30 protein-coding genes and 1 pseudogene are annotated in these 25,169 nt (G+C 74.1%); 22 read left to right on the top strand and 9 right to left on the bottom strand.

Features of this window, described 5'->3' with window-relative positions; all coding sequences use genetic code 11:
- Positions 1-52: 52 nt before the first annotated feature.
- The gene (locus tag ACRWND_RS12225) at positions 53-226 is read right to left on the bottom strand and encodes a hypothetical protein (protein ID WP_431948734.1); all 174 of its coding nucleotides are present in this window, start codon (positions 224-226) and stop codon (positions 53-55) included.
- A 205-nt stretch (positions 227-431) separates the two neighbouring features.
- Here ACRWND_RS12225 and ACRWND_RS12230 point away from each other — a divergent pair, with 205 nt between their 5' ends.
- The 5 genes from ACRWND_RS12230 to ACRWND_RS12250 all read left to right on the top strand — a co-directional run bounded on the left by ACRWND_RS12230 (position 432) and on the right by ACRWND_RS12250 (position 4,395).
- Positions 432-1,694, top strand: coding sequence for an NYN domain-containing protein (locus tag ACRWND_RS12230; protein ID WP_431948735.1), 1,263 nt, complete (start codon positions 432-434; stop codon positions 1,692-1,694).
- A gap of 59 nt (positions 1,695-1,753) precedes the next feature.
- The gene (locus ACRWND_RS12235; RefSeq protein WP_431948736.1) at positions 1,754-2,764 is read left to right on the top strand and encodes an ABC transporter ATP-binding protein; all 1,011 of its coding nucleotides are present in this window, start codon (positions 1,754-1,756) and stop codon (positions 2,762-2,764) included.
- Positions 2,761-2,895, top strand: a complete 135-nt coding sequence (locus ACRWND_RS12240) for a hypothetical protein (RefSeq protein ID WP_431948737.1) — start codon at positions 2,761-2,763, stop codon at positions 2,893-2,895. The genes ACRWND_RS12235 and ACRWND_RS12240 overlap by 4 nt, the downstream gene beginning before the upstream one ends.
- Before the next feature lie 110 nt (positions 2,896-3,005).
- The gene (locus ACRWND_RS12245) at positions 3,006-3,722 is read left to right on the top strand and encodes an ABC transporter permease (protein WP_431948800.1); all 717 of its coding nucleotides are present in this window, start codon (positions 3,006-3,008) and stop codon (positions 3,720-3,722) included.
- 142 nt (positions 3,723-3,864) lie between these two features.
- The gene (locus tag ACRWND_RS12250) at positions 3,865-4,395 is read left to right on the top strand and encodes an ABC transporter permease (RefSeq protein ID WP_431948801.1); all 531 of its coding nucleotides are present in this window, start codon (positions 3,865-3,867) and stop codon (positions 4,393-4,395) included.
- Between the two features lie 363 nt (positions 4,396-4,758).
- Here the strand turns inward: ACRWND_RS12250 and ybaK are convergent, their stop codons facing one another.
- The 3 genes from ybaK to ACRWND_RS12265 all read right to left on the bottom strand — a co-directional run bounded on the left by ybaK (position 4,759) and on the right by ACRWND_RS12265 (position 8,035).
- Positions 4,759-5,259, bottom strand: a complete 501-nt coding sequence (gene ybaK, locus ACRWND_RS12255; RefSeq protein ID WP_431948738.1) for a Cys-tRNA(Pro) deacylase — start codon at positions 5,257-5,259, stop codon at positions 4,759-4,761.
- A gap of 17 nt (positions 5,260-5,276) precedes the next feature.
- Complete coding sequence (locus ACRWND_RS12260; RefSeq protein ID WP_431948739.1) at positions 5,277-5,984, bottom strand: LON peptidase substrate-binding domain-containing protein; 708 nt, start codon at positions 5,982-5,984, stop codon at positions 5,277-5,279.
- Positions 5,985-6,463: 479 nt separating this feature from the next.
- Entirely contained in the window at positions 6,464-8,035 is a 1,572-nt protein-coding gene (locus ACRWND_RS12265) for an oxidoreductase (RefSeq protein WP_431948740.1), read from the bottom strand.
- A gap of 130 nt (positions 8,036-8,165) precedes the next feature.
- Between ACRWND_RS12265 and hisD the strand changes: the two genes are divergently transcribed.
- The 8 genes from hisD to hisF are packed head-to-tail and all read left to right on the top strand — an operon-like array spanning position 8,166 to position 13,913.
- Positions 8,166-9,488 carry a histidinol dehydrogenase gene (hisD, locus tag ACRWND_RS12270; RefSeq protein ID WP_431948741.1) on the top strand — a complete coding sequence of 441 codons (1,323 nt, stop codon included), beginning with the start codon at positions 8,166-8,168 and terminating at the stop codon, positions 9,486-9,488.
- Positions 9,485-10,585, top strand: coding sequence for a histidinol-phosphate transaminase (locus ACRWND_RS12275; protein ID WP_431948742.1), 1,101 nt, complete (start codon positions 9,485-9,487; stop codon positions 10,583-10,585). Before hisD ends, ACRWND_RS12275 begins: the two co-directional genes overlap by 4 nt.
- Before the next feature lie 4 nt (positions 10,586-10,589).
- On the top strand, positions 10,590-11,183 hold the full coding sequence (hisB, locus tag ACRWND_RS12280) for an imidazoleglycerol-phosphate dehydratase HisB (protein WP_319661088.1): 594 nt from the start codon (positions 10,590-10,592) through the stop codon (positions 11,181-11,183).
- Entirely contained in the window at positions 11,183-11,335 is a 153-nt protein-coding gene (locus ACRWND_RS12285; protein WP_431948743.1) for a hypothetical protein, read from the top strand. Before hisB ends, ACRWND_RS12285 begins: the two co-directional genes overlap by 1 nt.
- A 14-nt stretch (positions 11,336-11,349) precedes the next feature.
- The gene (gene hisH / locus ACRWND_RS12290; protein WP_431948744.1) at positions 11,350-12,000 is read left to right on the top strand and encodes an imidazole glycerol phosphate synthase subunit HisH; all 651 of its coding nucleotides are present in this window, start codon (positions 11,350-11,352) and stop codon (positions 11,998-12,000) included.
- Positions 12,001-12,013: 13 nt separating this feature from the next.
- Positions 12,014-12,748, top strand: a complete 735-nt coding sequence (priA, locus tag ACRWND_RS12295; RefSeq protein WP_431948745.1) for a bifunctional 1-(5-phosphoribosyl)-5-((5-phosphoribosylamino)methylideneamino)imidazole-4-carboxamide isomerase/phosphoribosylanthranilate isomerase PriA — start codon at positions 12,014-12,016, stop codon at positions 12,746-12,748.
- Positions 12,745-13,143: a Rid family hydrolase gene (locus tag ACRWND_RS12300; RefSeq protein ID WP_431948746.1), complete on the top strand. Its 399-nt coding sequence runs from the start codon at positions 12,745-12,747 to the stop codon at positions 13,141-13,143. The genes priA and ACRWND_RS12300 overlap by 4 nt, the downstream gene beginning before the upstream one ends.
- A 5-nt stretch (positions 13,144-13,148) precedes the next feature.
- Positions 13,149-13,913 carry an imidazole glycerol phosphate synthase subunit HisF gene (hisF, locus tag ACRWND_RS12305; protein WP_431948747.1) on the top strand — a complete coding sequence of 255 codons (765 nt, stop codon included), beginning with the start codon at positions 13,149-13,151 and terminating at the stop codon, positions 13,911-13,913.
- A 36-nt stretch (positions 13,914-13,949) separates the two neighbouring features.
- On the opposite strand, the gene ACRWND_RS12310 is transcribed toward hisF, so the two are convergent.
- The 5 genes and pseudogenes from ACRWND_RS12310 to ACRWND_RS12330 all read right to left on the bottom strand — a co-directional run bounded on the left by ACRWND_RS12310 (position 13,950) and on the right by ACRWND_RS12330 (position 18,202).
- A complete protein-coding gene (locus ACRWND_RS12310) occupies positions 13,950-14,702 on the bottom strand; it encodes a hypothetical protein (RefSeq protein ID WP_431948748.1) in 753 nt (250 codons plus the stop codon).
- A gap of 103 nt (positions 14,703-14,805) precedes the next feature.
- Positions 14,806-15,990: an MFS transporter gene (locus ACRWND_RS12315; RefSeq protein WP_431948749.1), complete on the bottom strand. Its 1,185-nt coding sequence runs from the start codon at positions 15,988-15,990 to the stop codon at positions 14,806-14,808.
- 3 nt (positions 15,991-15,993) lie between these two features.
- Positions 15,994-16,444, bottom strand: a pseudogene (locus ACRWND_RS12320) (NUDIX hydrolase).
- Between the two features lie 201 nt (positions 16,445-16,645).
- Complete coding sequence (locus ACRWND_RS12325; protein WP_431948750.1) at positions 16,646-17,284, bottom strand: TIGR03085 family metal-binding protein; 639 nt, start codon at positions 17,282-17,284, stop codon at positions 16,646-16,648.
- Positions 17,285-17,323: 39 nt separating this feature from the next.
- Positions 17,324-18,202 carry a hypothetical protein gene (locus ACRWND_RS12330; RefSeq protein WP_431948751.1) on the bottom strand — a complete coding sequence of 293 codons (879 nt, stop codon included), beginning with the start codon at positions 18,200-18,202 and terminating at the stop codon, positions 17,324-17,326.
- 81 nt (positions 18,203-18,283) lie between these two features.
- Between ACRWND_RS12330 and hisI the strand changes: the two genes are divergently transcribed.
- The 9 genes from hisI (at position 18,284) to trpA (ending at position 25,163) form a co-directional block, all read left to right on the top strand.
- Positions 18,284-18,631 carry a phosphoribosyl-AMP cyclohydrolase gene (gene hisI, locus ACRWND_RS12335; protein WP_431948752.1) on the top strand — a complete coding sequence of 116 codons (348 nt, stop codon included), beginning with the start codon at positions 18,284-18,286 and terminating at the stop codon, positions 18,629-18,631.
- A 32-nt stretch (positions 18,632-18,663) separates the two neighbouring features.
- A complete protein-coding gene (locus ACRWND_RS12340) occupies positions 18,664-20,184 on the top strand; it encodes an anthranilate synthase component I (protein ID WP_431948753.1) in 1,521 nt (506 codons plus the stop codon).
- An 89-nt stretch (positions 20,185-20,273) separates the two neighbouring features.
- Positions 20,274-20,951 (top strand): TIGR02234 family membrane protein, encoded by a 678-nt coding sequence (locus ACRWND_RS12345; protein WP_431948754.1) that lies wholly within the window; start codon positions 20,274-20,276, stop codon positions 20,949-20,951.
- Between the two features lie 122 nt (positions 20,952-21,073).
- Positions 21,074-21,286 (top strand): HGxxPAAW family protein, encoded by a 213-nt coding sequence (locus ACRWND_RS12350; RefSeq protein WP_431948755.1) that lies wholly within the window; start codon positions 21,074-21,076, stop codon positions 21,284-21,286.
- A 109-nt stretch (positions 21,287-21,395) separates the two neighbouring features.
- Positions 21,396-21,812 carry a DUF2752 domain-containing protein gene (locus ACRWND_RS12355; protein WP_431948756.1) on the top strand — a complete coding sequence of 139 codons (417 nt, stop codon included), beginning with the start codon at positions 21,396-21,398 and terminating at the stop codon, positions 21,810-21,812.
- Between the two features lie 146 nt (positions 21,813-21,958).
- Positions 21,959-22,768, top strand: a complete 810-nt coding sequence (trpC, locus tag ACRWND_RS12360; protein ID WP_431948757.1) for an indole-3-glycerol phosphate synthase TrpC — start codon at positions 21,959-21,961, stop codon at positions 22,766-22,768.
- Positions 22,769-22,776: 8 nt separating this feature from the next.
- The gene (trpM, locus tag ACRWND_RS12365; RefSeq protein ID WP_431948758.1) at positions 22,777-22,914 is read left to right on the top strand and encodes a tryptophan biosynthesis modulator TrpM; all 138 of its coding nucleotides are present in this window, start codon (positions 22,777-22,779) and stop codon (positions 22,912-22,914) included.
- 198 nt (positions 22,915-23,112) lie between these two features.
- Positions 23,113-24,357 carry a tryptophan synthase subunit beta gene (gene trpB, locus ACRWND_RS12370; RefSeq protein WP_431948759.1) on the top strand — a complete coding sequence of 415 codons (1,245 nt, stop codon included), beginning with the start codon at positions 23,113-23,115 and terminating at the stop codon, positions 24,355-24,357.
- Positions 24,354-25,163, top strand: a complete 810-nt coding sequence (trpA, locus tag ACRWND_RS12375; protein ID WP_431948760.1) for a tryptophan synthase subunit alpha — start codon at positions 24,354-24,356, stop codon at positions 25,161-25,163. Before trpB ends, trpA begins: the two co-directional genes overlap by 4 nt.
- Positions 25,164-25,169: the final 6 nt, after the last annotated feature.

Genomic DNA, 25,169 nt, shown 5'->3' on the forward strand with positions numbered 1-25,169 from the left:
CCCCCTTCCGGCCGGGGTCCCACCCTCGGTCATGAGCGAGCGGCGCTGCGCGCTAGTTGTGGCCGAACTTCTTCTGCCGCTTGGGCGAGGTGTGCGGTTCGGCACCCGGGGCCGTCATCGCCATCGGCTCGCGTCCGCCCGCGCTCTTCGCGTGCTCTTCGGTGGTCGCGGCGCTGCGGTCGTGCTGCCGGCCGGTACGTTCGCCCCGGTTCTTGTTCTTGCCCACGATTCCTCCTTGGGGGAAATCACGGATGATGGGCCGCACCCAGGCTTGCACGTGAGTACGAAGGTCGCATTTCGGGCAGTTGCCTCAGTGTGGCGCGCCGGTGATCGCGTAACCGGTCACAACGCCCCGGAGTTCGGGCAGACTCGGGGCGACAGCGTCGCCAGGGGGACGGACGGCAGGACTTTCGGAGAAGAGGGTGAGACCGATGGACCGCTGCGTCGTCCTCGTGGACGCCGGCTACCTGCTCGGAGCCGCCGCGAGCCTCCTCGCCGGAGAGCCCTCCCGGTCCCGGATCACCGTCGACCACTCCGAGATCGTCACGGGTCTGCGGGAGCGCGCCGAGCAGGAGACCGGGCGGCCGCTGCTGCGGATCTACTGGTTCGACGGCGCCCCCGACCGCGTCCCCCAACCGGAGCACCGCAGGTTGCGCGTGATGCCCCGGGTGACGGTCCGCCTCGGCGCGCTGACCCGCACCGACGGGCGCTGGGCGCAGAAGGGCGTCGACGCGGCCATGCACGCCGAGCTGTCGGAGCTGGCCCGCAACCGGGCGTGCTCCGACGTCGTGCTGGTCACCGGCGACGGCGATCTCCTGCCCGGCATGATGACGGCGAAGGAGCACGGCGTCGCCGTCCACCTGTGGGCCGTGCAGGCCGCGGACGGTGACTTCAACCAGTCCGAGGACCTGGTGGCCGAGGCCGACGAGCGGCGCGTGCTGGACCGGGAGTGGATCACCCGGGCCATCCGTGTGCGCGAGCCCGCCGGGGTCTGCGCGCCCCTCACCCCGCGGCCCGAGATCGCCGCCATCCTCTCCGCGCCGCTGCCCGAGACCGCTCAGGGGGCCGAGCCGCAGCCCGCGGCCGACCAGCCCGCGGAGCCGGGCGCCGCAGCGCCCCAGGTCGCCACCGCCGACCGCAACGGCAACCGGGCGAAGCCCGGGTCGCCCGCGGCCGCCTCGGGCAAGGCAGTGGTGCCCACCCCCAAGGACGTCGCCGGCCTCGTCCACCGCGGGCACTCCGCCGCGCATCCCGCCTCCCAGGCCACCGCCTCCCCGGCCGGTGCCGGCGCGACCCTGCGCTGGTCCTCCGACCGGGGGCTGGTCGGCGGCGCCGAGGCCGCCGACCCGGGCCTGCCCACTCTGGCCCAGCTCACCAGCCCCGAACAGCGCTGGGCGGACCGCGAGGAGGACATCACGGCCGTCAGCGGCGACCCGTACGAGGTCGGCCAGGTCTTCGCCCGCCGCTGGATCGGCCGGCTCACCGACCCGTCCCACCTGCAGGAGCTCTCCGCCGAGTACCCTCGCGTCCCGCACCGCATCGACGGCGAGCTGCTGCGCTACGCCGCCCGGTTCGGGCTCCTGGCCCACAAGGACGACCAGATCGACGAGCACGACCGTTACGCCATCCGGGCGGGCTTCTGGCGCGAGATCGACGCCCGCGCGGCCCCCGCGGGAGCTCCGGCGGGGGAGTGAGCGCGCCGGACCCACCCTGCGGCGCCTTCCGGCCTGGACGCAGCGTAGGCTCGATCCTCGTGAGTACGGGCACGGAACAGGACGCCACCGCGCGGGCGGTGGTGGTGACCGTGCGCGGGCTCGTGAAGAGCTACCCGGCCGGGCGGGGCAGGCGCGGCGCCGGGAGCCCCCCGGTGCGTGCCAACGACGGCATCGACCTGGACATCCGGGGCGGCGAGATCTTCGGGCTGCTCGGCCCCAACGGCGCCGGCAAGACCACCCTCGTGCGCCAGTTGACGGGACTGCTGCGCCCCGACGCGGGCAGCGTGCAACTGCTCGGGCACGACCTCGTACGGCACCCTGAGCGCGCGGCGCGACTGGTGGGCTACCTCGGCCAGGAGTCGAGCGCGCTGGACGAGCTGACCGTCGCCCTCGCCGCCGAGACCACCGGACGGCTGCGCGGCCTCGACGCCGGGTCCGCGCGCGCCGAACGCGACGCGGTCCTGGAGGAACTGGAACTCACCGCCCTCGCCTCCCGGCCGCTCAAGCGCCTGTCGGGCGGCGAGCGCCGGCTCGCCTGCTTCGCCGCCGCCCTGGTGGGCGAGCGGCCGGTGCTCGTCCTGGACGAGCCGACCACCGCCATGGACCCGGTGGCCCGGCGCGCGGTGTGGGCGGCGGTCGACCGGCGGCGCGCCGCACACGGCACCACGGTGCTGCTGGTCACCCACAACGTGATCGAGGCCGAGACCGTGCTCGACCGGGTCGCGGTCATCGACGAGGGCCGGGTGATCGCCTGCGACACCCCTGCTGGGCTCAAGGCGCTGGTCGCCGACGAGGTACGGCTGGACCTCGTGTGGCGGGACGAGCCCCCGCTGGCCGTGCCGGCGGTGGCGGCCCTGCGGGAGACCGCCGGTGTCACCGGGCGCCGCTGGACGCTGCGGCTGCCGCAGCAGCGGGCCCGTGCCCTGGTCGCCGAGCTGACCGGTGGCCCCGCCTTCACCGCACTCGACGACTTCACCCTGACGGCGCCGAGCCTGGAGGATGTCTACCTGGCGCTCGGCGGCCGGGGGAAGGGACTGGTCAAGGCGTGAACGGCGGCAACGGCAGCGGCGACAGCCGGAATGGCGTCAACCCCGGCGGCATGACCATGACCTCGGACGTGGACCGGAACGTGAACCTGGACATGGCGCGCGGCACCGCGCAGCAGGGCGGTACGCAGTGACCATCATCTCCACGGGAGCCGCCACCCCGACGGCGGCTCCGGCGGCGCCCGTCACCCCCCTCGGCGCGGAGGCCGCGACGCTCGCCCCGCGCGCCCGGCTGCTGCCGGCGATGGCCGCGGTGTACCGGGCGCAGCTGTCCCGGGCGCGCATCGCCCGGATCCCGCTGCTGTTCGTGGCGACCTTCCAGTCGGTCGGCATCATGATCATGATGCGGGGTGTCGTCGACGGCGGTCCGGCCGCGCGCGCGGTGGTCGCCGGGTCGAGCGTGCTGGTCGTCGCCTTCGTGGCGCTCAACCTGCTGGCCCAGTACTTCGGGCAGCTGCGCGCCTCCGGCGGGCTCGACCACTACGCGACCCTTCCGGTGCCGCCGGCCGCGGTGGTGCTGGGTGTGGCGGGCGCGTACGCCTCCTTCACCGTGCCCGGGACGCTCGTGACGGCGGGCATCGGCTGTGCGCTGTTCCAGCTGCCCGTGGCGAACCTGTGGGTGCTCGCCGCGGTGATCCCGCTGGCGGGGGCCGCGCTCTCCGGGCTGGGGGCGGCGCTCGGACTGCTCGCGCCGCGCCAGGAGCTGGCCACCCTGGCCGGGCAGCTCGGCATGTCGGCCGCGCTGCTGCTGGGGGTGCTGCCGGCCGGCAACCTCCCCGAGCCCATCCGCTACGTACGGGATCTGCTGCCCTCCACCTACGGCGTGGAGGCCCTCATCCGCAGCTTCGACGCCCGCCCCCACTGGCTGGGCGTGGTGGCCGACCTGTCGGTGTGCGCGGCCGTCGGCCTGGTGTCACTGGCAGTGGCCACCTGGGCCTACCGCCGCGCGGCCTGCCGGTGACCTTCGGGCATGGGGCTGCCGAGGTGCCGGTGACGCGTGTCGTGGACGGACCTGGCACGATGGCAGGGTGACCGCGCTTTCGACCTCGCATGAGCCATGGCCGCCCGCGCCGCTGCCGCCGTCCTCGGAGCAGGAGGGCCGCATGGACCCCGTCCGGGAGCTCAAGAGCGGCGCGTTGACGGCGGTGCTCGTGGCCGTGACGGGCGTGCTCCTCGGCCTGCTGTGGCTGTGGCTCGCGCCGCGGATCCCGCTGGTCTCCGACGGCAAGGCGGTCTACCTCAAGGACACCGAAGGGGAGCAGGCGATCGGCGCCGACGGCACCTTCGTCCTCCTCGGACTCTGCATCGGGGTGCTCACCGGCGCGCTCGTCTACTGGCGGAACCGGCGCGGCGGCGTCGGAGTCGTCCTCGGCATGGCCGTGGGCGGCGTACTGGGCTCCCTGCTGGCCTGGCGGCTGGGCAGCTGGCTCGGCCCCACGAGCGACCTGATCGCGCACGCCAGGGCGGTCGGCGCGAAGAAGGTGTTCGACGGTCCGCTCGAGCTCCAGGCCAAGGGCGCGCTTCTGGCGTGGCCCATCGGGGCCGTCCTCACGCACCTGGCGCTCACCACGGCCTTCACATCGCGCGACGAGCAACCCCCCGCCGCGCAGCCGCCGCCTCCCGCGGGCGGCTGACCGGCCGGACGCCGGAGCCCGCGAGGTCGTGCCGGGGCGCCTGCCGGGCCCTTGGCCGTGGACACAGCGCCGTCGGCCGACGCAGTGCGCGGGGTCGAGCACACTGTTCAGCCGCCCACGACGACACCCTCGCCCTTGGGATTCACGGGGTTCACCGCACGAAGAGGACGCGGTGAGAGTCTTTGTCGAGGTAGAAGGCGGCGGTGTAGAGGTCACGCGTGATGGATTTGTCCAGGCGGGTGCTGCTGAGCCATCGCGAGACCGGCGAAACCCCGGCAGCTTCGGCAACGGGGCCAGGAATGCCCTTGGGCCTGCGCAGCTCGAAGTGCCACCCAGGATGTTTCAGGAGCGCGGCGCCCGGGGTCAGGCACGTGCGATCGGCGCGACGACCGCGTCCGTGAGCCGCACCAGGTCCTGGGGCGCCAGCTCGACCTCCAGGCCGCGCTTGCCGGCCGAGACGAAGACCGTCGTGTGCTCCAGCGCGGAGGCGTCCACCACGGTGCGCAGCCGCTTGCGCTGGCCCAGCGGGGAGATGCCGCCCCTGACATAGCCCGTGGTCCGCTCGGCGGCGGCCGGGTCCGCCATGCCGGCCCGCTTGCCCCCGGCCGCGGAGGCGAGCGCCTTCAGGTCCAGGGAGCCCGCGACGGGGACGACGGCGACCGTGAGCGCCCCGTCCACGTCCGCGACGAGGGTCTTGAACACCCGGTCGGGGGAGGTGCCCAGCGCCTGCGCGGCCTCCTGGCCGTAGCCGAGCTCCGAGGCGGGGTCGTGGGCGTACGCGTGCACAGTGAAGGCGGCGTTCGCCTTCTCCAAGGCGACGGTGGCGGGCGTGCCGCCGGAGGACGACTGCTTCTTCTTGGCCATGGCGCTCAGAGAATACGTCAGTTGGGGCTCGGGACCTGCCGGGTCAGGTCCACTGCGGGCAGAACGCGCAGCTTGTCGATGACGGCGGCCTCGTGACGCAGCAGCCGCAACTCCTGCTCCAGCCGCGCCGCGGTGTCCGGCGCCTCCAGCAGCGCCTGCTTCGCCGGGGTCCCGACGACGGTCGCGGCCGCCACCAGGTACGACAGCACGGTCGGGTCGTCCGGCAGTTCCTGGTGCCCGGCCAGACTCCGCTCGCGTGCCCCGGCCAGCCGCTTGCGGTAGATCCGGAAGGCGCGCGCCACGTCGGACGCCAGCGCCCCCGAACCGATGCCCGGTTCCTCCGCGACCTCCTCCACCTCACCGACGAGGTACGGCCCCGAGGCGTCCACCGACAGCAGCCTGAAGCGCGTGGTGCCGGTGGCCACGACGTCGAAGCCGCCGTCACCGCGTTCCCCGATGGTCGTCGCGTCCGCGACGCAGCCGACGGGATACAGCGCCTCGGACAGATCCGCCGCGTATCCGGCCGCCGCGTCCTTCGCCCCGGCGGGGGCGACCTCGTGGCCGTCCTTGATCGCCACCACGCCGAACCGGCGCGGAGTGTCCTCCGGCACGGCCAGCAATTCGCGGAAGAGGGCGCGGTAGCGCTCCTCGAAGACGTTCAGCGGCAGCACGAGCCCCGGGAAGAGGACGGAGCCGAGCGGGAAGAGCGGAAGGCGAGCGGTCACGGGCAGCAAGCCTAGGGCCTGCGGCGCCCGCCCCTTGCCGTCTCGTCCCGTGCCGCCCGTTTTCGCCTCCTGGCGGGGCGGGGCGCACCGGGCGGCGCTCGCCCGCCGCCGCGGGTCGGCGGCTCGGCGTCGGGATGCGGCCGGCCGTACGGGGCGGCCGCGGGCGTACGACGCTGGGGCGGCCTCCGAGCACGGGCACTGCGCGGCCGCCCGCCCGGGTGAGCTCCGGGGTGCTGTCGGGCGGCCGGTGGCCTCGTCCGGCGTTCGCACCTCGCCGGGGCGGTCGGCCCTTCGCGTCCGCGCGTCCCGGCGGCAGCTGCAGGGCAGAGGAGGCGGGGGCGTGTCGTCGGCGGTGAGGAATCCAGCCGAGTACGGTGCGGGCCGCGGCGGTCTCTCTGGCCTGCCGGCGGCATGCCTGCCGGGGTGCCGGTCGCGGCCCGCGCACCCGGCCCCCAGCGCGCTCGGTGGGCGCGCGGGTGTCAGCCGCGGCGAAGGAGGCGGGACGCGCCGGCGGCGACGGTGGTGGCGAGGATCCATCCGAGCATGGTGAGGGCCGCGGCGGCCCACTGAGCGCTGCCGTCGAGGCGCCAGGCGTTGTCCTGTCCGAGGTTGATGACCGGCAGGAGCAGGTCGAGGGCGAACAGCGGGGCGCTCCAGTGGGGGAAGGCGCCGCCGTCGACGGGCTGGGGCTCGCCGTGGGCGGAGAAGAAGACCGCGCCGAGCGCCCACAGCAGGGCCATCCATATGGCGGCCCGGCCCGCGCGGTAGCCGTAGCCGACGGTCACGTCCTGCAGGTATCCCCACAGCTTGCCGGCGAGCGGCAGGGTCTCCCGGCGGCGGCGGTGCTTGGCCAGCAGCACCTCGCGGGCGTCGGCGTCCTCACCGCTCGCGCGCAGGGCGGCCGCCAGGTGCTCGTAGGGCTCGGGGCTGTACTCCGGCGTGGCGGCGGCCAGCCAGTCGATCCGGGCGCGCAGGGGGAAGGCGCCCTCTGGGCTGAGGGAGCCGTAGGCGAAGCCGACCAGGTCGAGGCCGCCGGCCTCGGGCCAGCAGGTGCGGTTGTCGGTGAGGTTGCCCACGCGCGCGCCGGCCAGCGAGATCGTCCCGGTCGGCGGCTGCTCGAGGGTCAGCCGCAGTTCGGGGGTCTGGACCCGGCGCAGCGACAGCTGCTGCCCGGCGGAGAGCCGGAACCGCGCCTGGTGGATGATCACCGCGTTGCCGAACCGCCCGTCGTCCAGCCGCACCCCGCCGTCCGCGCTGAAACGCCGGGTGCGCACGCCCAGCGGCGGCGTGCCGCCGCCGGAGCCGCCCGTGCCGACGTAGCCCGCGCTGAGGTAGAGCGTGTGCTCCACGGTGACCCGGGCCGCGTTGAGCGCGTAGCGCCCGTACGGGTTCTGCAGCCGGCTGCCGCGCAGGCTGAGGCGACCGCCGATGCGGGCACTGCGCAGACTGATCTCGCCGGTCGCCTCGATCAGCTCGGCCTCGACGTCCTGGGCGACGACGAGCCCGTCGGCCGCCAGCGCCCGGCCGTGCCGGTCCTTGCGCAGGGTGATCTGGTTGAGCAGCAGGTCCGTGCCGATGTGGGCGTCGGTGAGCCGGATCCCGCCCTCGATCGTGCACTGCGGCAGGTGCAGGTCGCCCGAGGTGTGCAGCCGGGCCGCCTCCAGCCGCGGTATCGCGCAGCGCACCAGGCGCAGCGTCGTGAAGGTGCACTCCGCCAGCAGCACCTGCTGCTCGAAGCGGCAGTCGTGCAGCTCCACATACGGGACCACGGTGCCGCCCGACACATTGAGCTGCCCGCTGATCTGGGCCCCGGACAGCTTCACGCACGACACGCGTCCCGAGGCGGCCTGCGGCCCGTCGAGCAGCAGCTTGGCGATCACCTCGGCCCGCACTGTGCGGTCCGGGCCCCAGAAGCGGTCGGCGGCGGGGTCGTCGCGCTCCGGGATGCCGGTGCGCAGGTCGTACAGCTCCCCCCGGCGGAACGCGTCCCACAGGCCCTGCTCCACAGCGGTCCAGTCGTGCGGCGGCGCGACATCCGACGGCTCGGTCACCGGTTCCCCTCCCGTGGCTCTCCGCGACGACGGCAACGCTAGCGGGGGAGATCACCGTGCGGGGCCGGTACGCGTATCACGGACTGATACTCGGCGAAGCCCCCAGGGGCGGTTCTCTACACTTGAGAGAGTGATCTCCCGTATCGATCTGCGCGGCGACGCCTTCCCGGCGGACGGTGTCGACCGCGACCTGCTGCCCCGTGCCGAGCTCGATGTCGAGGCCGCGCTGGAGAAGGTGCGCCCGATCTGCGAGGACGTGAGGCATCGCGGCACCGCGGCACTGATCGAGTACGCGGAGAGGTTCGACGGCGTCGCCATCGACCGGGTACGCGTCCCGGCCGAGGCGCTGACCCGGGCACTGGAGGAGCTGGACCCCAAGGTGCGGACCGCGCTGGAGGAGTCCGTCCGCCGCGCCCGGCTCGTCCACGGCGAGCAGCGCCGCACCGACCACACCACGCAGGTCGTGCCCGGCGGCACGGTCACCGAGCGGTGGGTGCCGGTGGAGCGGGTGGGCCTGTACGTGCCCGGCGGCCGCTCGGTCTACCCGTCCTCCGTTGTGATGAATGTCGTGCCCGCGCAGGAGGCCCAGGTCGGCTCGATGGCCGTCGCCTCGCCCCCGCAGAAGGAGTTCGGCGGGCTCCCGCACCCGACGATCCTCGCCGCGTGCGCCCTGCTCGGCGTCGACGAGGTGTACGCCGCGGGCGGCGCCCAGGCCGTCGCCATGTTCGCGTACGGCACCGAGGAGTGCCGTCCGGTGAACATGGTCACCGGCCCCGGCAACATCTGGGTCGCCGCCGCCAAGCGCCTGCTCAAGGGCAGGATCGGCATCGACGCGGAGGCGGGCCCGACCGAGATCGCCGTCCTCGCCGACGCCACGGCCGACCCGGTGCACGTGGCCGCCGACCTGATCAGCCAGGCCGAGCACGACCCGCTGGCCGCCGCCGTCCTGGTCACCGACTCCGTGGACCTCGCCGAGGCGGTGGAGAAGGAGCTGGAGCGGCAGGTCGCCGCCACCCGGCACGTGGCGGACCGGATCGCGCCCGCGCTGTCCGGCCGGCAGTCCGGGATCGTCCTGGTCGACGGGATCGAGCAGGGCCTGCAGGTGGTGAACGCGTACGCGGCCGAGCACCTGGAGATCCAGACCGAGGACGCCGCCGCCGTCGCCGCCCGGGTGCGCAACGCGGGGGCGGTCTTCGTCGGCGCCTACGCCCCGGTCTCGCTGGGCGACTACGCCGCGGGCTCCAACCACGTCCTGCCCACCGGCGGTTGCGCCTGCCACTCCTCGGGCCTGTCGGTGCAGTCCTTCCTGCGCGGCATCCACGTCGTGGACTACACGCGAGAGGCGCTCGCGGAGATCGCCCCGCACGTGGTGACCCTGGCCGACGCCGAGGACCTGCCCGCGCACGGCGCCGCGGTCCGCGCCCGATTCGATTGGACGGTTCCGGGTTCGTGACCGGCATCGACGACCTGCCCATCCGGGACGAACTGCGCGGCATGTCCCCCTACGGCGCCCCGCAACTCGACGTGCCCGTACGCCTGAACACCAACGAGAACCCGTACCCGCTGCCCGAGCCGCTGGTCGAGCGGATCGCCGAGCGGGTCCGCGAGGCCGCCCGCGACCTCAACCGCTACCCCGACCGGGACGCGGTGGAACTGCGCACGGAACTGGCGAAGTACCTGACCCGCACCGCCGGGCACGAGGTGGGCCTCGCCAACGTGTGGGCCGCCAACGGCTCCAACGAGGTCATCCAGCAGCTGCTGCAGACCTTCGGCGGCCCCGGGCGCACCGCGATCGGCTTCGAACCCTCGTACTCCATGCACGCCCTGATCTCCCGCGGCACCGGCACCGGCTGGATCGCCGGCCCGCGCCGCGAGGACTTCACCATCGACGCGGCCGCCGCCGAGCAGGCCATCGCCGAGCGGCGGCCGAACGTGGTGTTCGTCACCTCGCCCAACAACCCCACGGGCACCGCCGTCGAACCCGGCACCGTCGTGGCGCTGTACGAGGCCGCCCAGGCCGCCGGACCCTCCCTGGTGGTCGTCGACGAGGCGTACGGCGAGTTCAGCCACCGCCCCTCCCTGCTGCCGCTGATCGAGGGCCGCCCGAACCTGGTGGTCAGCCGCACCATGTCGAAGGCCTTCGGCGCGGCCGGCCTGCGGCTGGGCTACCTCGCCGCCGACCCCGCGGTCGTGGACGCCGTCCAGCTGGTGCGGCTGCCGTACCACCTGTCGGCCGTCACCCAGGCCACCGCGCTCGCCGCCCTGGAGCACACCGATACGCTGCTGGGGTACGTCGGGCAGCTGAAGGCCGAGCGGGACCGCCTGGTCGCCGAGCTGAGGGCGATCGGCTACGAGGTCACCGACTCCGACGCCAACTTCGTGCAGTTCGGCCGCTTCGAGGACAGCCACCGCGCCTGGCAGGCGATCCTCGACCGCGGCGTGCTCGTCCGCGACAACGGCGTACCGGGGCGGCTGCGGGTCACCGCGGGCACCCCGGCAGAGAACGACGCGTTCCTCGAAGCGGTACGCGAGCTGAAGAAGGAGCACTGACCACATGACACGCGTCGGCCGCGTGGAGCGCACGACCAAGGAGACCTCCGTCGTCGTCGAGCTCGACCTCGACGGCACCGGCAGGACCGAGATCTCCACCGGCGTCGGCTTCTACGACCACATGCTCGACCAGCTCGGACGCCACGGCCTGTTCGACCTCACCGTCAAGACCGAGGGCGACCTGCACATCGACACCCACCACACCATCGAGGACACCGCCCTCGCGCTGGGCGCCGCCTTCAAGCAGGCGCTCGGCGACAAGGTCGGCATCTACCGCTTCGGCAACTGCACCGTCCCGCTGGACGAGTCCCTCGCCCAGGTGACCGTCGACCTGTCGGGCCGCCCGTACCTGGTGCACACCGAACCCGAGAACATGGCGCCGATGATCGGCTCCTACGACACGACGATGACCCGGCACATCCTGGAGTCCTTCGTCGCCCAGGCCCAGATCGCCCTGCACGTCCACGTCCCGTACGGGCGCAACGCCCACCACATCGTGGAGTGCCAGTTCAAGGCGCTGGCCCGGGCCCTGCGCTACGCCTCCGAGCGCGACCCGCGCGCGGCCGGCATCCTCCCCTCGACGAAGGGCGCCCTCTGATGAGCAAGGCCGCGGTCCTCTTCATCCTGCTCGGTCTCTTCCTGGCCGGCGGGGTGTACTCCTTCTGGAAGCAGAAGATGCCCAAGAGCGTCGTCGTGCTGCTCGGTGTCGGCTCCGCCATGTCGCTGGCGGCCGGCCTGCTGCGGCTGTAGGGGGTTGGCGTCAGATGAGCAAGGCCGCCAGGAAGGTCGTAATCCTCGACTACGGCTTCGGCAACGTACGGTCCGCCGAACGCGCGCTCGCCCGGGTCGGCGCGGACGTGGAGATCACCGCCGACTTCGACGAGGCGATGAACGCCGACGGGCTCCTCGTCCCCGGGGTCGGGGCCTTCGCGGCCTGCATGGCCGGGCTGACGGCGGTGCGCGGTGAGTGGATCATCGGGCGCCGGCTGTCGGGCGGCAGGCCCGTGATGGGCGTCTGCGTCGGCATGCAGATCCTCTTCGAGAAGGGCGTCGAGCACGGCGTCACCACCGAGGGCCTCGACGAGTGGCCCGGCACCGTCGAGCCGCTGCAGGCGCCGGTCGTGCCGCACATGGGCTGGAACACCGTCGAGGCCCCCGAGGACTCCCGGATGTTCGCCGGCATGGACGCCGGCACCCGCTTCTACTTCGTGCACTCGTACGCGGTGCGCGCCTGGGAGCTGGAGACCGCCAACCCCACCATCCGGGCCCCCAGGGTCGCCTGGGCCACGCACGGCGAGCCCTTCGTCGCCGCGGTGGAGAACGGCCCGCTGTGGGCCACCCAGTTCCACCCCGAGAAGTCCGGCGACGCCGGCGCCCAACTGCTGGCCAACTGGCTCGACACCTTCAAGGACTAGGACGCACGCCGCCATGAGCACGACGCACCGCCTCGAACTCCTGCCCGCCGTCGACGTCCGCGACGGCCAGGCCGTCCGCCTCGTCCACGGCGAGTCCGGCTCCGAGACGTCCTACGGCGACCCGATGGCCGCCGCCCTGGCCTGGCAGCAGGCGGGCGCCGAATGGCTGCACCTGGTCGACCTGGACGCCGCCTTCGGCACCGGGGACAACCGCGGGCAGATCGCCGAGGTCGCCCGCTCCATGGACATCAAGGTCGAGCTCTCCGGAGGCATCCGCGACGACGAGACGCTGGCCGCGGCCCTCGCCACCGGATGCACCCGGGTCAACCTCGGCACCGCCGCCCTGGAGTCCCCGGAGTGGGTCGCCAAGGTCATCGCCGAGCACGGCGACCGGATCGCGGTCGGCCTCGACGTCCGCGGCACCACCCTGCGCGGCCGCGGCTGGACCCGCGACGGCGGCGACCTCTACGAGACGCTGGCACGCCTGGACGCGGAGGGCTGCGCCCGCTACGTCGTCACCGACATCAACAAGGACGGCACCCTCCAGGGCCCCAACCTGGAGCTGCTGCGGAACGTCTGCGCCGCCACCGACCGCCCGGTCGTCGCCTCCGGAGGCGTCTCCTCCCTCGACGATCTGCGGGCCATCGCCGGCCTGGTCCCCGAAGGAGTCGAAGGCGCCATCGTGGGTAAGGCCCTGTACGCCAAGGCTTTCACCTTGGAGGAGGCTCTGGAGGCCGTGTCGCGATGACCCACACCCCCGCCGTACGGCGTGTGCGCGGCGACGGCCCCTTCGAGGAACAGTTCGGTTCCGCACGCGGCGTCGCGGCGGGGGACCTGGTCCTGGTGGGCGGCACGATGCCGTTCGTCGGCCCGGTGCTGTACGGCGAGGGAGACCCTTACGAGCAGGCCAGGACGGCGTTCGCCAACGCGCTCGCCACGCTCGGGGAGTTCGGCCTCGGCGCCGAATCGGTCGTCCGTACTCGCGTGTACCTCACCCACACCCGCGACGTGGACGCGGTGGGCCGGGCCCACAAGGAGGTCTTCGACGCCGTGCGCCCCGCCGCCACGGTGGTCGTCGTCTCCGGGTTCGCGGACCCCCGGGTCCTGGTCGAAGTCGAACTGGAAGCGTTCCGAGGAGCTTGAGCAGCATGACCCTGGCGGTCCGAGTCATCCCCTGCCTGGACGTGGACGGCGGCCGGGTCGTCAAGGGCGTCAACTTCCGCGACCTGCGGGACGCCGGCGATCCCGTCGAGATGGCCAGGCTCTACGACGCCGAGGGCGCCGACGAGCTGACCTTCCTCGACATCACCGCCTCCTCGGGCGACCGTGAGACCACCTACGACGTGGTGCGGCGCACCGCCGAGCAGATCTTCATCCCGCTCACCGTCGGCGGCGGCGTGCGGTCGGCCGACGACGTCGACAGGCTGCTGCGCGCCGGGGCCGACAAGGTGGGCGTCAACACCGCCGCGATCGCCCGCCCCGATCTGCTGCGCGAGATCGCCGAGCGGTTCGGCCGGCAGGTGCTGGTGCTGTCCGTGGACGCCCGCCGCACCAACGCCGGGACCCCGTCCGGTTACGAGGTCACCACCCACGGCGGCCGGCAGGGCACCGGCATCGACGCGGTCGAGTGGGCGCACCGCGCCGCCGAACTGGGCGCCGGCGAGATCCTGCTCAATTCGATGGACGCCGACGGGACCAAGGACGGCTACGACACCGAGATGATCGCCGCCGTCCGCAAGCACGTCACCGTCCCCGTCATCGCCTCCGGCGGCGCGGGCCGCGCCGCCGACTTCCCCCCGGCCGTCGCCGCCGGCGCCGACGCCGTCCTCGCGGCCTCCGTCTTCCACTTCGGCGACCTCAGCATCGGCGAGGTCAAGCGGACGCTGCGCGACGCCGGGCACCCGGTGCGCTGAGGCGGGCGCCCGGCCGCCCCGGCTCCGAGGCGCGGTTCACCGCTCGCGCAGCAGCTCCGCACGCCACTGGAACGGGCTGCGCGCCACCGCCTTCGGCACCTCCTCGTTCCACCGCTCGGCCAGTTCGTCCACCGAGCGCACCAGAGCGCGCCGCATCCACGGCCGGGCGAGCCGCAGGACGACGGCCCCCACCGGCCGCAGCAGCCACCGGCCCCGCACGGACACCGTCACGCGGACCTGCCACCCGCCTTCCGCCGGACGGGGCGCCACGGTGAGCTCCGCCCGTGCCAGGCGATGGACCAGGTGCGCGCGGGCGGGGCCGCCGCGCGCGGGGACCCCGGTGTCCGCCGCCGTCCACCAGGCGTCGAAGTCCACCCGGGCGCTGCCGGCCGCCCGCGCCAGCCACGGCCGCGCGCTCTCGCCCTGTGCGGTCCCGTCCACCTGGACCAGCCGGGGCTGCCGGGCGTCCTTCAGCACGCCCACCAGGCGGAGGCGGCCGTCCGGTACGGTCGTCACCTGCTCCAGGCGCACCATCCCGCGCCGGTTCCAGTCGCGGACCGTGAGCCGGACCTCGGCTTCCTCGTCCGAGGCGTCGTACACCGCCCCGGGCCGCACATGCCGTCCGGTGACCAGCGTGACGTCCGGCACGACACGCCCCCCGGGCAGCAGCACCCGCCCGCCGTCGGTCCGGGACTGCTCCGCGACCTCCGCGAGCATGCCGACCATGCCCGTGAACCAGGCACGGGGCACCGGCGCGACGTGCACGGCATGACTGACGATGCGAACCACGGCGCCAGCATGAAGGCGGCGCGGCCGCGGCGACAGACGGCGGACACGGCAGTCGCACGCCCCTCGAACCTGCCGGGAGCGGGCACCGGGGCGCCCGCGCGGCCTACCCGGCGGGCTGGAGGGCGGCGCGGCGGGCCAGGAAGGGGCGCGCGGCGGCCAGGGTGAGGGCGGAGAGGGTGGCACCGCTCGCGGCGCTGACGGCGGCCGCCCGCAGCGAGCCGTCGGCGAGGACCAGGCCGCTGACCGCGGAGCCGCCCGCGATGCCGGTGGTGACGAGGGTGACCAGCCAGGCGAACGCCTCGGTGACGGTGCCCGCCGGGGCGAGCTCACCCGTGAGGCGGAAGACCACGGTGAGCAGCGGTGCGAAGAACACCCCGCTGAGCAGGGCGGCAAGCGCCATCGGCAGCGGGCCGGGGAGCAGGGTGAAGGGCCAGAAGGTGAGGGCCATACCGGCGCCGGTGACGGCCGCCTTGGCGGCGGCGTCCGCCCGCCAGGGCAGGGCCGCGATGAGCAGGGCGCCGATCAGCGCCCCGGTGGAGTTCAGCGCGAGCAGGGCGCCCGCGCCGCCGGGCAGCGGGTGCCGCTCCGCGTAGGCGACGGCGAAGACGTTGAACGTGCCCAGGGCCCAGCCGCAGCCGGTCAGCGCGCACAGCAGCACCACCAGGGCCCGGCTGCGCAGCGGGCCCAGCCAGTGGACCGAACGGGCGGCGGAGACCCAGGCACGGGAGGGCGCGGAGGTCGCGACGCAGATCGCGCCCGCCACCCCGAGGGCGGCCGCGACCAGCAGCGCCATCCGGGCCGGGCCTGCCACGGCCAGCCCGCCGACGAGCAGCGGGCCGCCGATGAAGACCAGTTCCTGCGCGCCGGCGTCCACGGCGTACGCCGACTCCAGTTCGCCGGGCTCCACCAGATCGGGCCACAGCGCCCGCAGGCACGGCTCCAGCGGAGGCGAGGCCGCCCCGGCGACGGCCGGACCGAGCACCGCCACCGCCGTACTGCCCGGCGCGGCGGCCAGCGCGGCGAAGCCGGCGGCCGACACCAGCGACGAGACGACCAGCACGCCCGGCTGGCCCAGCCGGTCCACCCACCGTCCGAGCAGCGGCCCGCCGATCGCTCCGGACACCGCGTAGACGCCCCCCGCGGCGCCGACCAGCCGGTAGTCGGCGCCCGCGGCGCGCAGCGTCAGCGCGATGGCGAGGGCCGCCATGGCGGTGGGCAGCCGCCCGACGAGCGAACCGGCGAGCAGCCGGCCCACATGGGGCCGGCGGAGCAGCTTCAGATACGGCACAGGTCACCCACGGAGGTCCAGCGCTGCGCCGATCACTGCGTGCACCAGGGTCTCACCCGGCGCGCGGTTCTCCTTCAGCCGTTCGAGGTCCTGCGGACCGAACCAGCCGTACGCCGTGTGCTTGCCGGGCTCCAGGCGCGGCCGCGTGAGGTCGCCGTCGACGTCGACGACGAAGTCCGCCTCGTGGCGCAGGCCTTGTCCGTCGTCGCCCTCCCAGGTGGACACCCCGATCAGCCGCCGTACCGCGCGCAGCCGCCAGCCGGTCTCTTCCTCCACCTCGCGGGCGAGGGCCGCCAGGAGGGTCTCGCCGGGCTCCACATGGCCGCCGACGATGTCCCAGCAGTCCGGGAAGAGCCGGCGGCCGGGGGAGCGGCGCTGGGCGAAGGCCCTGCCCTGCGCGTCGAGGATCACCCCCCCCGACGGCCCAGGTCTCACCCGGACGCGGCACCGGCATCCCGATCCCCGTCACCTCGACGCCCGTTCTTGTCCCGCCCCGGTCCGTGTCCATGGCCGCAGAGCGTAGCTCCGATACGCCGCGCACCGGGCCGGTACGGAACCGCTGCCCGGTCGGGCGGCGGCCGCTGGGGGCCGTCGTGAGGGTCGCCGCGCCGGCGCCGCGGCGGTCGGAACGCGCCCGCCGCGGCCCCTGGGCGCGTCAGCCGGTGATCCCCAGCCTGGCGTCATACAGCCGGGCCACCGCGTCCTTGTCGCCCTCCGTCTCCACCCGGGCCGAGTTCTGCCGGCCGAAGGCGAACAGCAGCAGTTCGCCGGGCTCCCCGGTGACCGTGACGACCGGGGCGCCGCGGTGCGCCACCGCGGTCTGGCCGTCCGGACGGCGCAGCACCACGCCCACCGGGGACTTGCGGCCCAGCAGCCGGGCGGTGCGTTCCAGCCGGGACCAGAGGAGGTCGGCGAAGACCGGGTCCAGCTCGCGCGGCGACCAGTCCGGCTGGGCCCGGCGCACGTCCTCGGCGTGGACGTAGAACTCGACGGTGTTGGCCGCCTCGTCGATCTGTTTGAGGGCGAACGGCGACATCCGCGGCGGCCCGCTGCGGATCAGCCGGATCAGTTCCTGGTAGGGGCGTTCGGCGAACTCCTTGCGCACACGCTCCGACCGGTCCGCGAGGAAGGGGATGACCAGGCCGGCCGAGGCGTCACTGCGGCGCTCGCGCACCACGATGTGGGCGGCGAGGTCGCGGGTGGTCCAGCCCTCGCAGAGGGTTGGCGCCTCGGGGCCGGCACTCTCCAGCAGGTCGGCGAGGAGCAGACGTTCACGCTGGGCATGAGTCGACATGCCGTCAGCCTACGTCCGTCCACCGCCGGTGGGCAGTAGCTACGTCAGCGGTTCGGTCAGCTTCTCGCCGTCGAGCTTGTTGCTGAGCGTCAGGGAGCAGGAGACGGTGTTCATGCCCTGGACCTGGTAGCCCGTGAGCTTCGGGTACAGCGCGTAGTAGAAGTAACCGGGGTTGTCCTCGAGGTCCTTCAGGCGCTTGGCGGCGTCGGCCTCGCACAGCTTCAGGACCTTCGCCTTGAGCTCGGCCTCGGTGGCGAAGCTGCCCGTGATGGTCTCGTTGGCGATGACCTCGGCGTCGTGCGGGCCGTCGCAGGAGACGGTGGTGACCTCGGTGACGCCGCTGTCCAGGCCCGGGTCGTCGAAGCACTGGCCGGGCCTCAGCACGACGTACTTGCGGAAGGTCTCCGAGGGGTCCGGCTGCGTGGACGCGACGGCCGTGTCGCGGTCGGTGGGAGTCGAGGTGGTGGGGCTGCTGCTGGTGGATCCGGTAGCGCCCTTGTCGTCGTCCCCGCCGCCGAGGGCGACCGCCAGGCCGCCGACGACGACCGCCGCCAGGACGACCGCGCCGATGGCGAGTGCGGCCACCTTGGCGCCGCCACGGCCGCGCGGCGGGGGCGGCGGGGGCGGGTAGCCGTAACCGCCGCCCTGCTGCGGGGGCGGGTAGCCGTGACCGCCGCCCTGCTGCGGGGGCGGGTAGCCGTGACCGCCGCCCTGCTGCGGGGGCGGGTAGCCGTAACCGCCGCCCTGCTGCGGGGGTATCGGGAACTGCTGCTGGTTCTGGTACGGCGGCGACGGCTGCGGCTGGTACTGCGGCTGCGGCTGGTACTGCGGCGGGCCGAAACCCCCCGGAGGCGGCCCAAAACCGCCGCCCTGTCCGGAGCGCGGCTCGTCGGGCGGCGACGTCGGAGGAAAACTCATGGACGAAGCATGCCCCATACGGGTGAGGCCAGTGAGCGCCGGAGCCGAAGTCCCACCGCCGGGAGCGGGCAGAATGGTGCTATGGAATCCCCGCTCGACCCAGCCGTCGCCGCCCGTCTCAAGCGCACCCCCGATGGCCTCGTGCCCGCTGTCGCGCAGCAGTACGACACCGGCGAGGTCCTCATGCTCGGATGGATGGACGACGAGGCGCTGCACCGCACCCTCACCACCGGCCGCTGCACCTACTGGAGCCGCAGCCGCCAGGAGTACTGGGTCAAGGGCGACACCTCCGGTCACGTCCAGCACGTGAAGTCGGTGGCCCTGGACTGCGACGGCGACACGATCCTGGTCAAGGTCGACCAGGTCGGCGCGGCCTGCCACACCGGCGACCGCACCTGCTTCGACGCCGGCGACCTGCCGCTGTCCTGAACGGGCCGCGCCCGGGCATTAGGCTGCGGACCATGACCACGGGCACCGTCACCCCCGACCTCGAGACCTTCCGCAAGCTGGCGCGGGACCGCCGCGTCATCCCGGTCAGCAGGAAGCTGCTGGCCGACGGGGACACCCCGGTCGCTCTGTACCGGAAGCTCGCCGCGGAACGGACCGGCACCTTCCTGCTGGAGTCCGCGGAGAACGGCCGGTCGTGGTCCCGGTACTCCTTCGTCGGCGTCCGCAGCGCCGCCACCTTGACCGAGCGCGACGGCCGGGCCCACTGGACGGGCACACCCCCGGTCGGGGTGCCGGCCGACGGCGACCCGCTGGAGGCGCTGCGGGCCACGATCGAGGCCCTGCACACCCCGCGCGACCTGCACGACGACGCCGGGCTTCCGCCGTTCACCGGGGGCATGGTCGGCTACCTCGGCTACGACGTCGTACGCCGGCTGGAGCGCATCGGCGACCACGCCCGCGACGACCTGGGGCTGCCCGAGCTGACCATGCTGCTCACCTCGGACCTGGCGGTGCTCGACCACTGGGACGGCTCGGTGCTGCTGATCGCCAACGCGATCAACCACAACGACCTGGAGACCGGGGTCGACGAGGCCCACGCCGAGGCCGTGCGGCGCCTCGACGCCATGACCGCCGACCTGGCCCGCCCCGTGGACTCCGCGCCCGCCGAACTGCCGCCCTCCCGGCTGCCGGAGGAGGTCGTCTCGCGCTTCGGCGGCCCCGCGTACCAGGCCGCGGTGGAGACGGCCAAGGAGTACATCCGGGCCGGCGACGCCTTCCAGGTCGTGCCCTCGCAGCGCTTCGAGACGCCCTGCTCGGCGAGCGCGCTCGACGTCTACCGCGTACTGCGGGCGACCAACCCCTCCCCGTACATGTACCTGCTGCGCTTCGACGGCTTCGACGTCGTCGGCTCCAGTCCGGAGGCGCTGGTGAAGGTCGAGGACGGCCGGGCCATGGTGCACCCCATCGCGGGCACCCGGCCGCGAGGCGCGACGCCCCGGGAGGACCAGGCGCTCGCCGACGAACTGCTCGCCGACCCCAAGGAGCGCGCCGAGCACCTGATGCTGGTGGACCTCGGCCGCAACGACCTCGGCAGGGTCTGCGAGCCGGGCAGCGTCGAGGTCGTCGACTTCATGTCGATCGAGCGCTACAGCCACGTCATGCACATCGTCTCCACCGTCACCGGCAGCCTCGGCGCCGGCCGCACGGCCTTCGACGTCCTGACCGCCTGCTTCCCCGCGGGCACCCTGTCGGGCGCGCCCAAGCCCCGCGCGATGCAGATCATCGACGAACTGGAGCCCACCCGGCGCGGCCTGTACGGGGGAGCCGTGGGATACCTGGACTTCGCCGGGGACTCCGACACCGCGATCGCCATCCGCACAGCGGTGCTGCGCGACGGAACCGCCTACGTGCAGGCCGGCGCCGGCGTCGTCGCCGACTCGGACCCCGTCAGCGAGGACACCGAGTGCCGGAACAAGGCCGCCGCGGTGCTCCGCGCCGTCGCCACGGCGAACCGGATGCGCCCGGGGGCGTGACCCGTCCGGACGGACGCCCACGGGCACCGGACGGACGCGGGGCGGGCCCCGCGTGCCGGGGCTGCGCGGCGACGGGGGATAGTGGACGGGTGAGCAGCCCCGTACCCCAGCCCAGCACCCTCGCAGAGCCGGCCGCCGAGTCCACGTCGCGCCGGCGCTCGGCCGGCCGCGGCAGCCTCCTCCTCGCCCTGGCGAGCGGTGTGCTCGGTGCCGCGGTCGTGCTCCTGGCCTCGGGCAAGACCTGGCAGGAAGGCAGCGCCCCGTTCGCCGCCGGCGGAATGCCGGTCGAAGTCTCCGGCCAGCAGGTCACCGGCGTGCCGGGCGCGCTCGCGCTGGTGGGCCTCGCCGCCCTCGTCGCGGTCTTCGCCGTCCGCGGAGCCGCCCGGCTGCTCGTCGGCGGGCTGATCGCGCTGTGCGGGGCCGGGGCCCTGGCGGCGGCACTGCTGTCGCTGGGCGACACCTCGGCCCTGGACGCGGCCGCGGCGACCGCCAGCGGTCTGTCCCGTACCACCGTCACCGGGGCCTCCACCAGTGCCTGGCCGGGCGTCTGCGCGGCCGGCGCCGGGCTCCTGCTGCTCGCCGGCGCCGTCGCCCTGCTCCGCGCGCGGACCTGGCCCGGTATGTCGAACCGGTACGGCCGCGCCACCCCGAACGGCGCCCGCTCCACCCGCCCCACCCGTGCCGCCGCGTCAAGTGCGGGCGAGGGGCGCCCCGAAGACCTGTGGAAGGCGCTCGACCGCGGTGAGGACCCCACCGAGGCACCCTGACGCGCCGGGCCACCCCCGCGCGCGAGGCGTGAGCGCAACGGGGGACAATGTCGGGTGACCCGTGCCGTCGCGCGGGCGGACGAACTGACGACCTTTTCTCGAAGAACGACTTGGGAGCACTCATGGCGGGCAACAGCCACGGACACACCCCTGCCGCCTGGACCGGCGTGACCATCGCCTTCATCGGCTTCTGCGTCGCGGCTGCCTTCGTCGTCCTGGCGGAGCCGATCGGTATGTTCGCGGGCCTGGCGGTGGCGGCGCTGGGCGGTCTGGTCGGTCTCGGCATGCGTGCCGCGGGGCTCGGCCAGCAGCGGCCGGAGAAGCAGCGCGCCTGATCCGTGTGAGGGGCTGTGGAGCCGCTGCCGGTGGGTTCGCCGGTGGCGGCTCGGCGTTTTCCGGCCACCCCGGCTGTTCCGGGCGGGCACGGAGCGGCACAATCACGGGGTGACCGAGACCGCCGCCAGGCCCAAGCCGAGTGCCCTCGCCGCCCCTCTGGGCGTCCTCGGCGGTGTCGCCGCCGCCTTCGCGTACGTCGGCACCTTCGACCCGAACGAGGCCGGGCACTATCCCGTGTGCCCCCTGCTGCACTACACGGGCCTGTACTGCCCGGGCTGCGGCGGGCTGCGCAGCGCCTACGCGGTCGTGCACGGGGACTTCGGCACCGCGTTCGGCCTCAACGCGCTCGCCGTGGCGGGCTATCTGCTCTTCGCCGTGCTGTGGACGGTCTGGTTCACCAGGACGCTGCGCGGGCAGCCGTTCGCCCTCGCTCCGCGGGCCGTCCACTGGTGGGCGATCGTGGGCGTCGTGGCCCTCTTCACCGTCGTCCGCAACCTCCCGTTCGGAGCCGCGCTGGCTCCCTGACCTGCTCCGCGACAGGGTCCGTACGGTCCGCCGGCGGGCGGCGGCACCGCCGGATGCGGGTGCTCCGCCCACCGGCGGTTACCATCGCAGTGCCGGTGGAACATCTCACTGGCTTGATCGTTTCGGTGTGGAAGGGGTCCGGTCGCGTGAGTGTGCTCGACGAGATCATCGACGGAGTCCGCGAGGACCTCGCCGAGCGGCAGGCCCGAACCTCCCTCGAGGAGCTCAAGGAGCGGGCGGCGAAGGCGCGCGACGCGAAGGACGGCGTGGCAGCCCTGCGCGGGGACAGCGTCAAGGTCATCTGCGAGGTCAAGCGGTCCAGCCCCTCCAAAGGCGCCCTCGCGGCCATCGCCGACCCCGCGGGCTTGGCCGCCGACTACGAGGCGGGCGGCGCCGCCGTCATCTCGGTCCTCACCGAGCAGCGCCGCTTCGGCGGCTCGCTTGCCGACCTGGAGGCCGTCCGCGGCAAGGTGGACGTCCCCGTGCTGCGCAAAGACTTCATCGTCACCGCCTACCAGCTCTGGGAGGCCCGCGCCTACGGGGCCGACCTGGCGCTGCTGATCGTCGCGGCCCTGGAGCAGGACGCGCTGGTCTCCCTCATCGAGCGGGCCGAGTCCATCGGGCTCACCCCGCTGGTCGAGGTGCACGACGAGGAGGAGGTCGCGCGGGCCGTCGACGCCGGCGCCCGCGTCATCGGCGTCAACGCTCGCAACCTCAAGACCCTCGAGGTCGACCGCGGCACCTTCGCCCGGGTCGCCCCGGAGATCCCGGACCACATCGTCAAGGTGGCCGAGTCCGGCGTCCGCGGCCCGCACGACCTCATCGCCTACGCCAACGAGGGCGCCGACGCGGTGCTCGTCGGCGAGTCCCTGGTGACCGGCCGCGACCCCAAGGCGGCCGTCGCCGACCTGGTCGCCGCCGGCGCGCACCCCGCGCTGCGCCACGGACGGGGCTGACCGGCGCCATGACGGCTTACGCGCGACTGGCCCGGGGCTGTCGGCCCCGTGGCTGCCGCGCGCCCGCGCGGCGCGTCCTCGGTCGCCGCGTGCGCTACCACATCGGCTGCGAGCCGGGTCAGATCAACGGGCGCCGATGGCGCTGAGGGCGGCGCCCGCCCACTGATCCGGGCGCGGCCGTGCCCACCGGCGTCCCGCCGGTGGCCGTCCGGCCGTGCCCTCCGGTGGCGGACGCGCGCCCATGCCGCCGGCGGCGCCCGCCGTGCCGCCGCGCCGTGACGAGACCACTGGTACGCGAGACCACGGGGGCCCGTGCCCGCGCCCCCGAAGGAGCCGAGAACGTCATGTCCGCAGACTTCTTCATCCCCGACCCCGAGGGCCGGGTTCCCAGCGCCGAGGGCTACTTCGGCCGGTTCGGCGGCAAGTTCATCCCGGAGGCGCTGGTCGCCGCCGTGGACGAGGTCGCCGTGGAGTACGACAAGGCGAAGTCCGATCCCGCCTTCGCCGCGGAGCTGAACGACCTGCTGGTGCACTACACCGGCCGTCCCAGCCCGCTCACGGAGGTGCCGCGGTTCGCGGAGCACGCCGGCGGGGCACGGGTATTCCTCAAGCGGGAGGACCTCAACCACACCGGCTCACACAAGATCAACAACGTGCTGGGCCAGGCGCTGCTCACCAAGCGCATGGGCAAGACCCGGGTCATCGCCGAGACCGGCGCCGGCCAGCACGGCGTGGCCACCGCCACCGCCTGCGCCCTGTTCGGCCTGGAGTGCACCATCTACATGGGCGAGGTCGACACCGAGCGCCAGGCGCTCAACGTGGCCCGCATGCGCATCCTCGGCGCCGAGGTCGTCCCCGTGAAGTCCGGCAGCCGCACCCTGAAGGACGCGATCAACGAGGCGTTCCGCGACTGGGTCGCCAACGTCGACCGCACCCACTACCTGTTCGGCACGGTGGCGGGTCCGCACCCGTTCCCGGCGATGGTGCGCGACTTCCACCGCGTCATCGGCGTCGAGGCGCGCCGCCAGATCCTCGAGCGCGCCGGCAGGCTGCCGGACGTGGTCGCCGCGTGCGTGGGCGGCGGCTCCAACGCGATCGGCCTCTTCCACGCCTTCCTCCCGGACGAGGGCGTGCGCCTGCTGGGACTGGAGGCGGCCGGCCACGGTGTGGAGACCGGCGAGCACGCGGCGACGCTGACCGTCGGGGAGCCCGGCATCCTGCACGGCTCCCGCAGTTACGTCCTGCAGGACGACGAGGGCCAGATCACCGAGCCGTACTCGATCTCGGCCGGGCTGGACTACCCCGGCATCGGGCCAGAACACGCCTATCTGAAGGAGACCGGACGCGCGGAGTACCGCCCGGTCACCGACGACGAGGCGATGCAGGCGCTGCGGCTGCTCTCCCGCACGGAGGGCGTCATCCCGGCCATCGAGAGCGCCCACGCCCTCGCGGGCGCTCTGCACGCCGGCCGGGAACTCGGCGAGAAGGGCCTGGTGCTGGTCAACCTCTCCGGGCGCGGCGACAAGGACATGGACACGGCCGCCCGCTACTTCGGGCTGTACGACGAGGCTGAAGGAGCACAGCGGTGAGCGGGCAGCTCGAGTTGCTGGACCGGACCCTGGCCGGGGCCAGGGCCGAGGGACGCGCCGCCCTGGTGGCCTACCTCCCGGCGGGCTTCCCGACCGTGGAGGGCGGCATCGAGGCGGCGAAGGCCGCCCTGGAGGGCGGCGCCGACGTCGTCGAGATCGGCCTGCCGCACAGCGACCCCGTGCTGGACGGCCCGGTCATCCAGACGGCGGACGACATCGCCCTGCGCGGCGGCGTGCGGATCAAGGACGTACTGCGCACGGTGCGCGAGGCACACGCCGCGACCGGGAAGCCGATCCTGGTCATGACCTACTGGAACCCGGTCGACCGCTACGGCGCCGAGCGCTTCGCGGCCGGGCTCGCGGAGGCCGGAGGCGCGGGCTGCATCCTGCCGGACCTGCCGGTGGAGGAGTCCGAGGCGTGGCGGAAGGCCGCCGAGCAGCACGGCCTCGCCACCGTGTTCGTGGTCGCCCCGAGCAGCCGCGACGAGCGGCTGGCCAAGATCACGGCGGCGGGCACGGGCTTCGTCTACGCGGCCTCGCTCATGGGGGTCACCGGCACCCGCGAGAGCGTCGGCGCCGAGGCGGCCGACCTGGTGCGGCGCACCCGCGCGCAGACCGAACTGCCGGTCTGCGTGGGCCTCGGCGTCTCCAACGCCGCCCAGGCGGCCGAGGTGGCCGGCTTCGCGGACGGGGTGATCGTCGGCTCGGCGTTCGTCAAGCGGCTGCTGGACGCGCCGGACCTGGAGCAGGGCCTCGCCGGCGTACGCGAACTGGCGGCGGACCTCGCCCGGGGCGTCCGCCGGTAGCGCTAC

The sequence above is a fragment of the Actinacidiphila sp. bgisy167 genome, from assembly GCF_965342175.1.
In the GTDB taxonomy this organism is placed as follows: domain Bacteria; phylum Actinomycetota; class Actinomycetes; order Streptomycetales; family Streptomycetaceae; genus Actinacidiphila.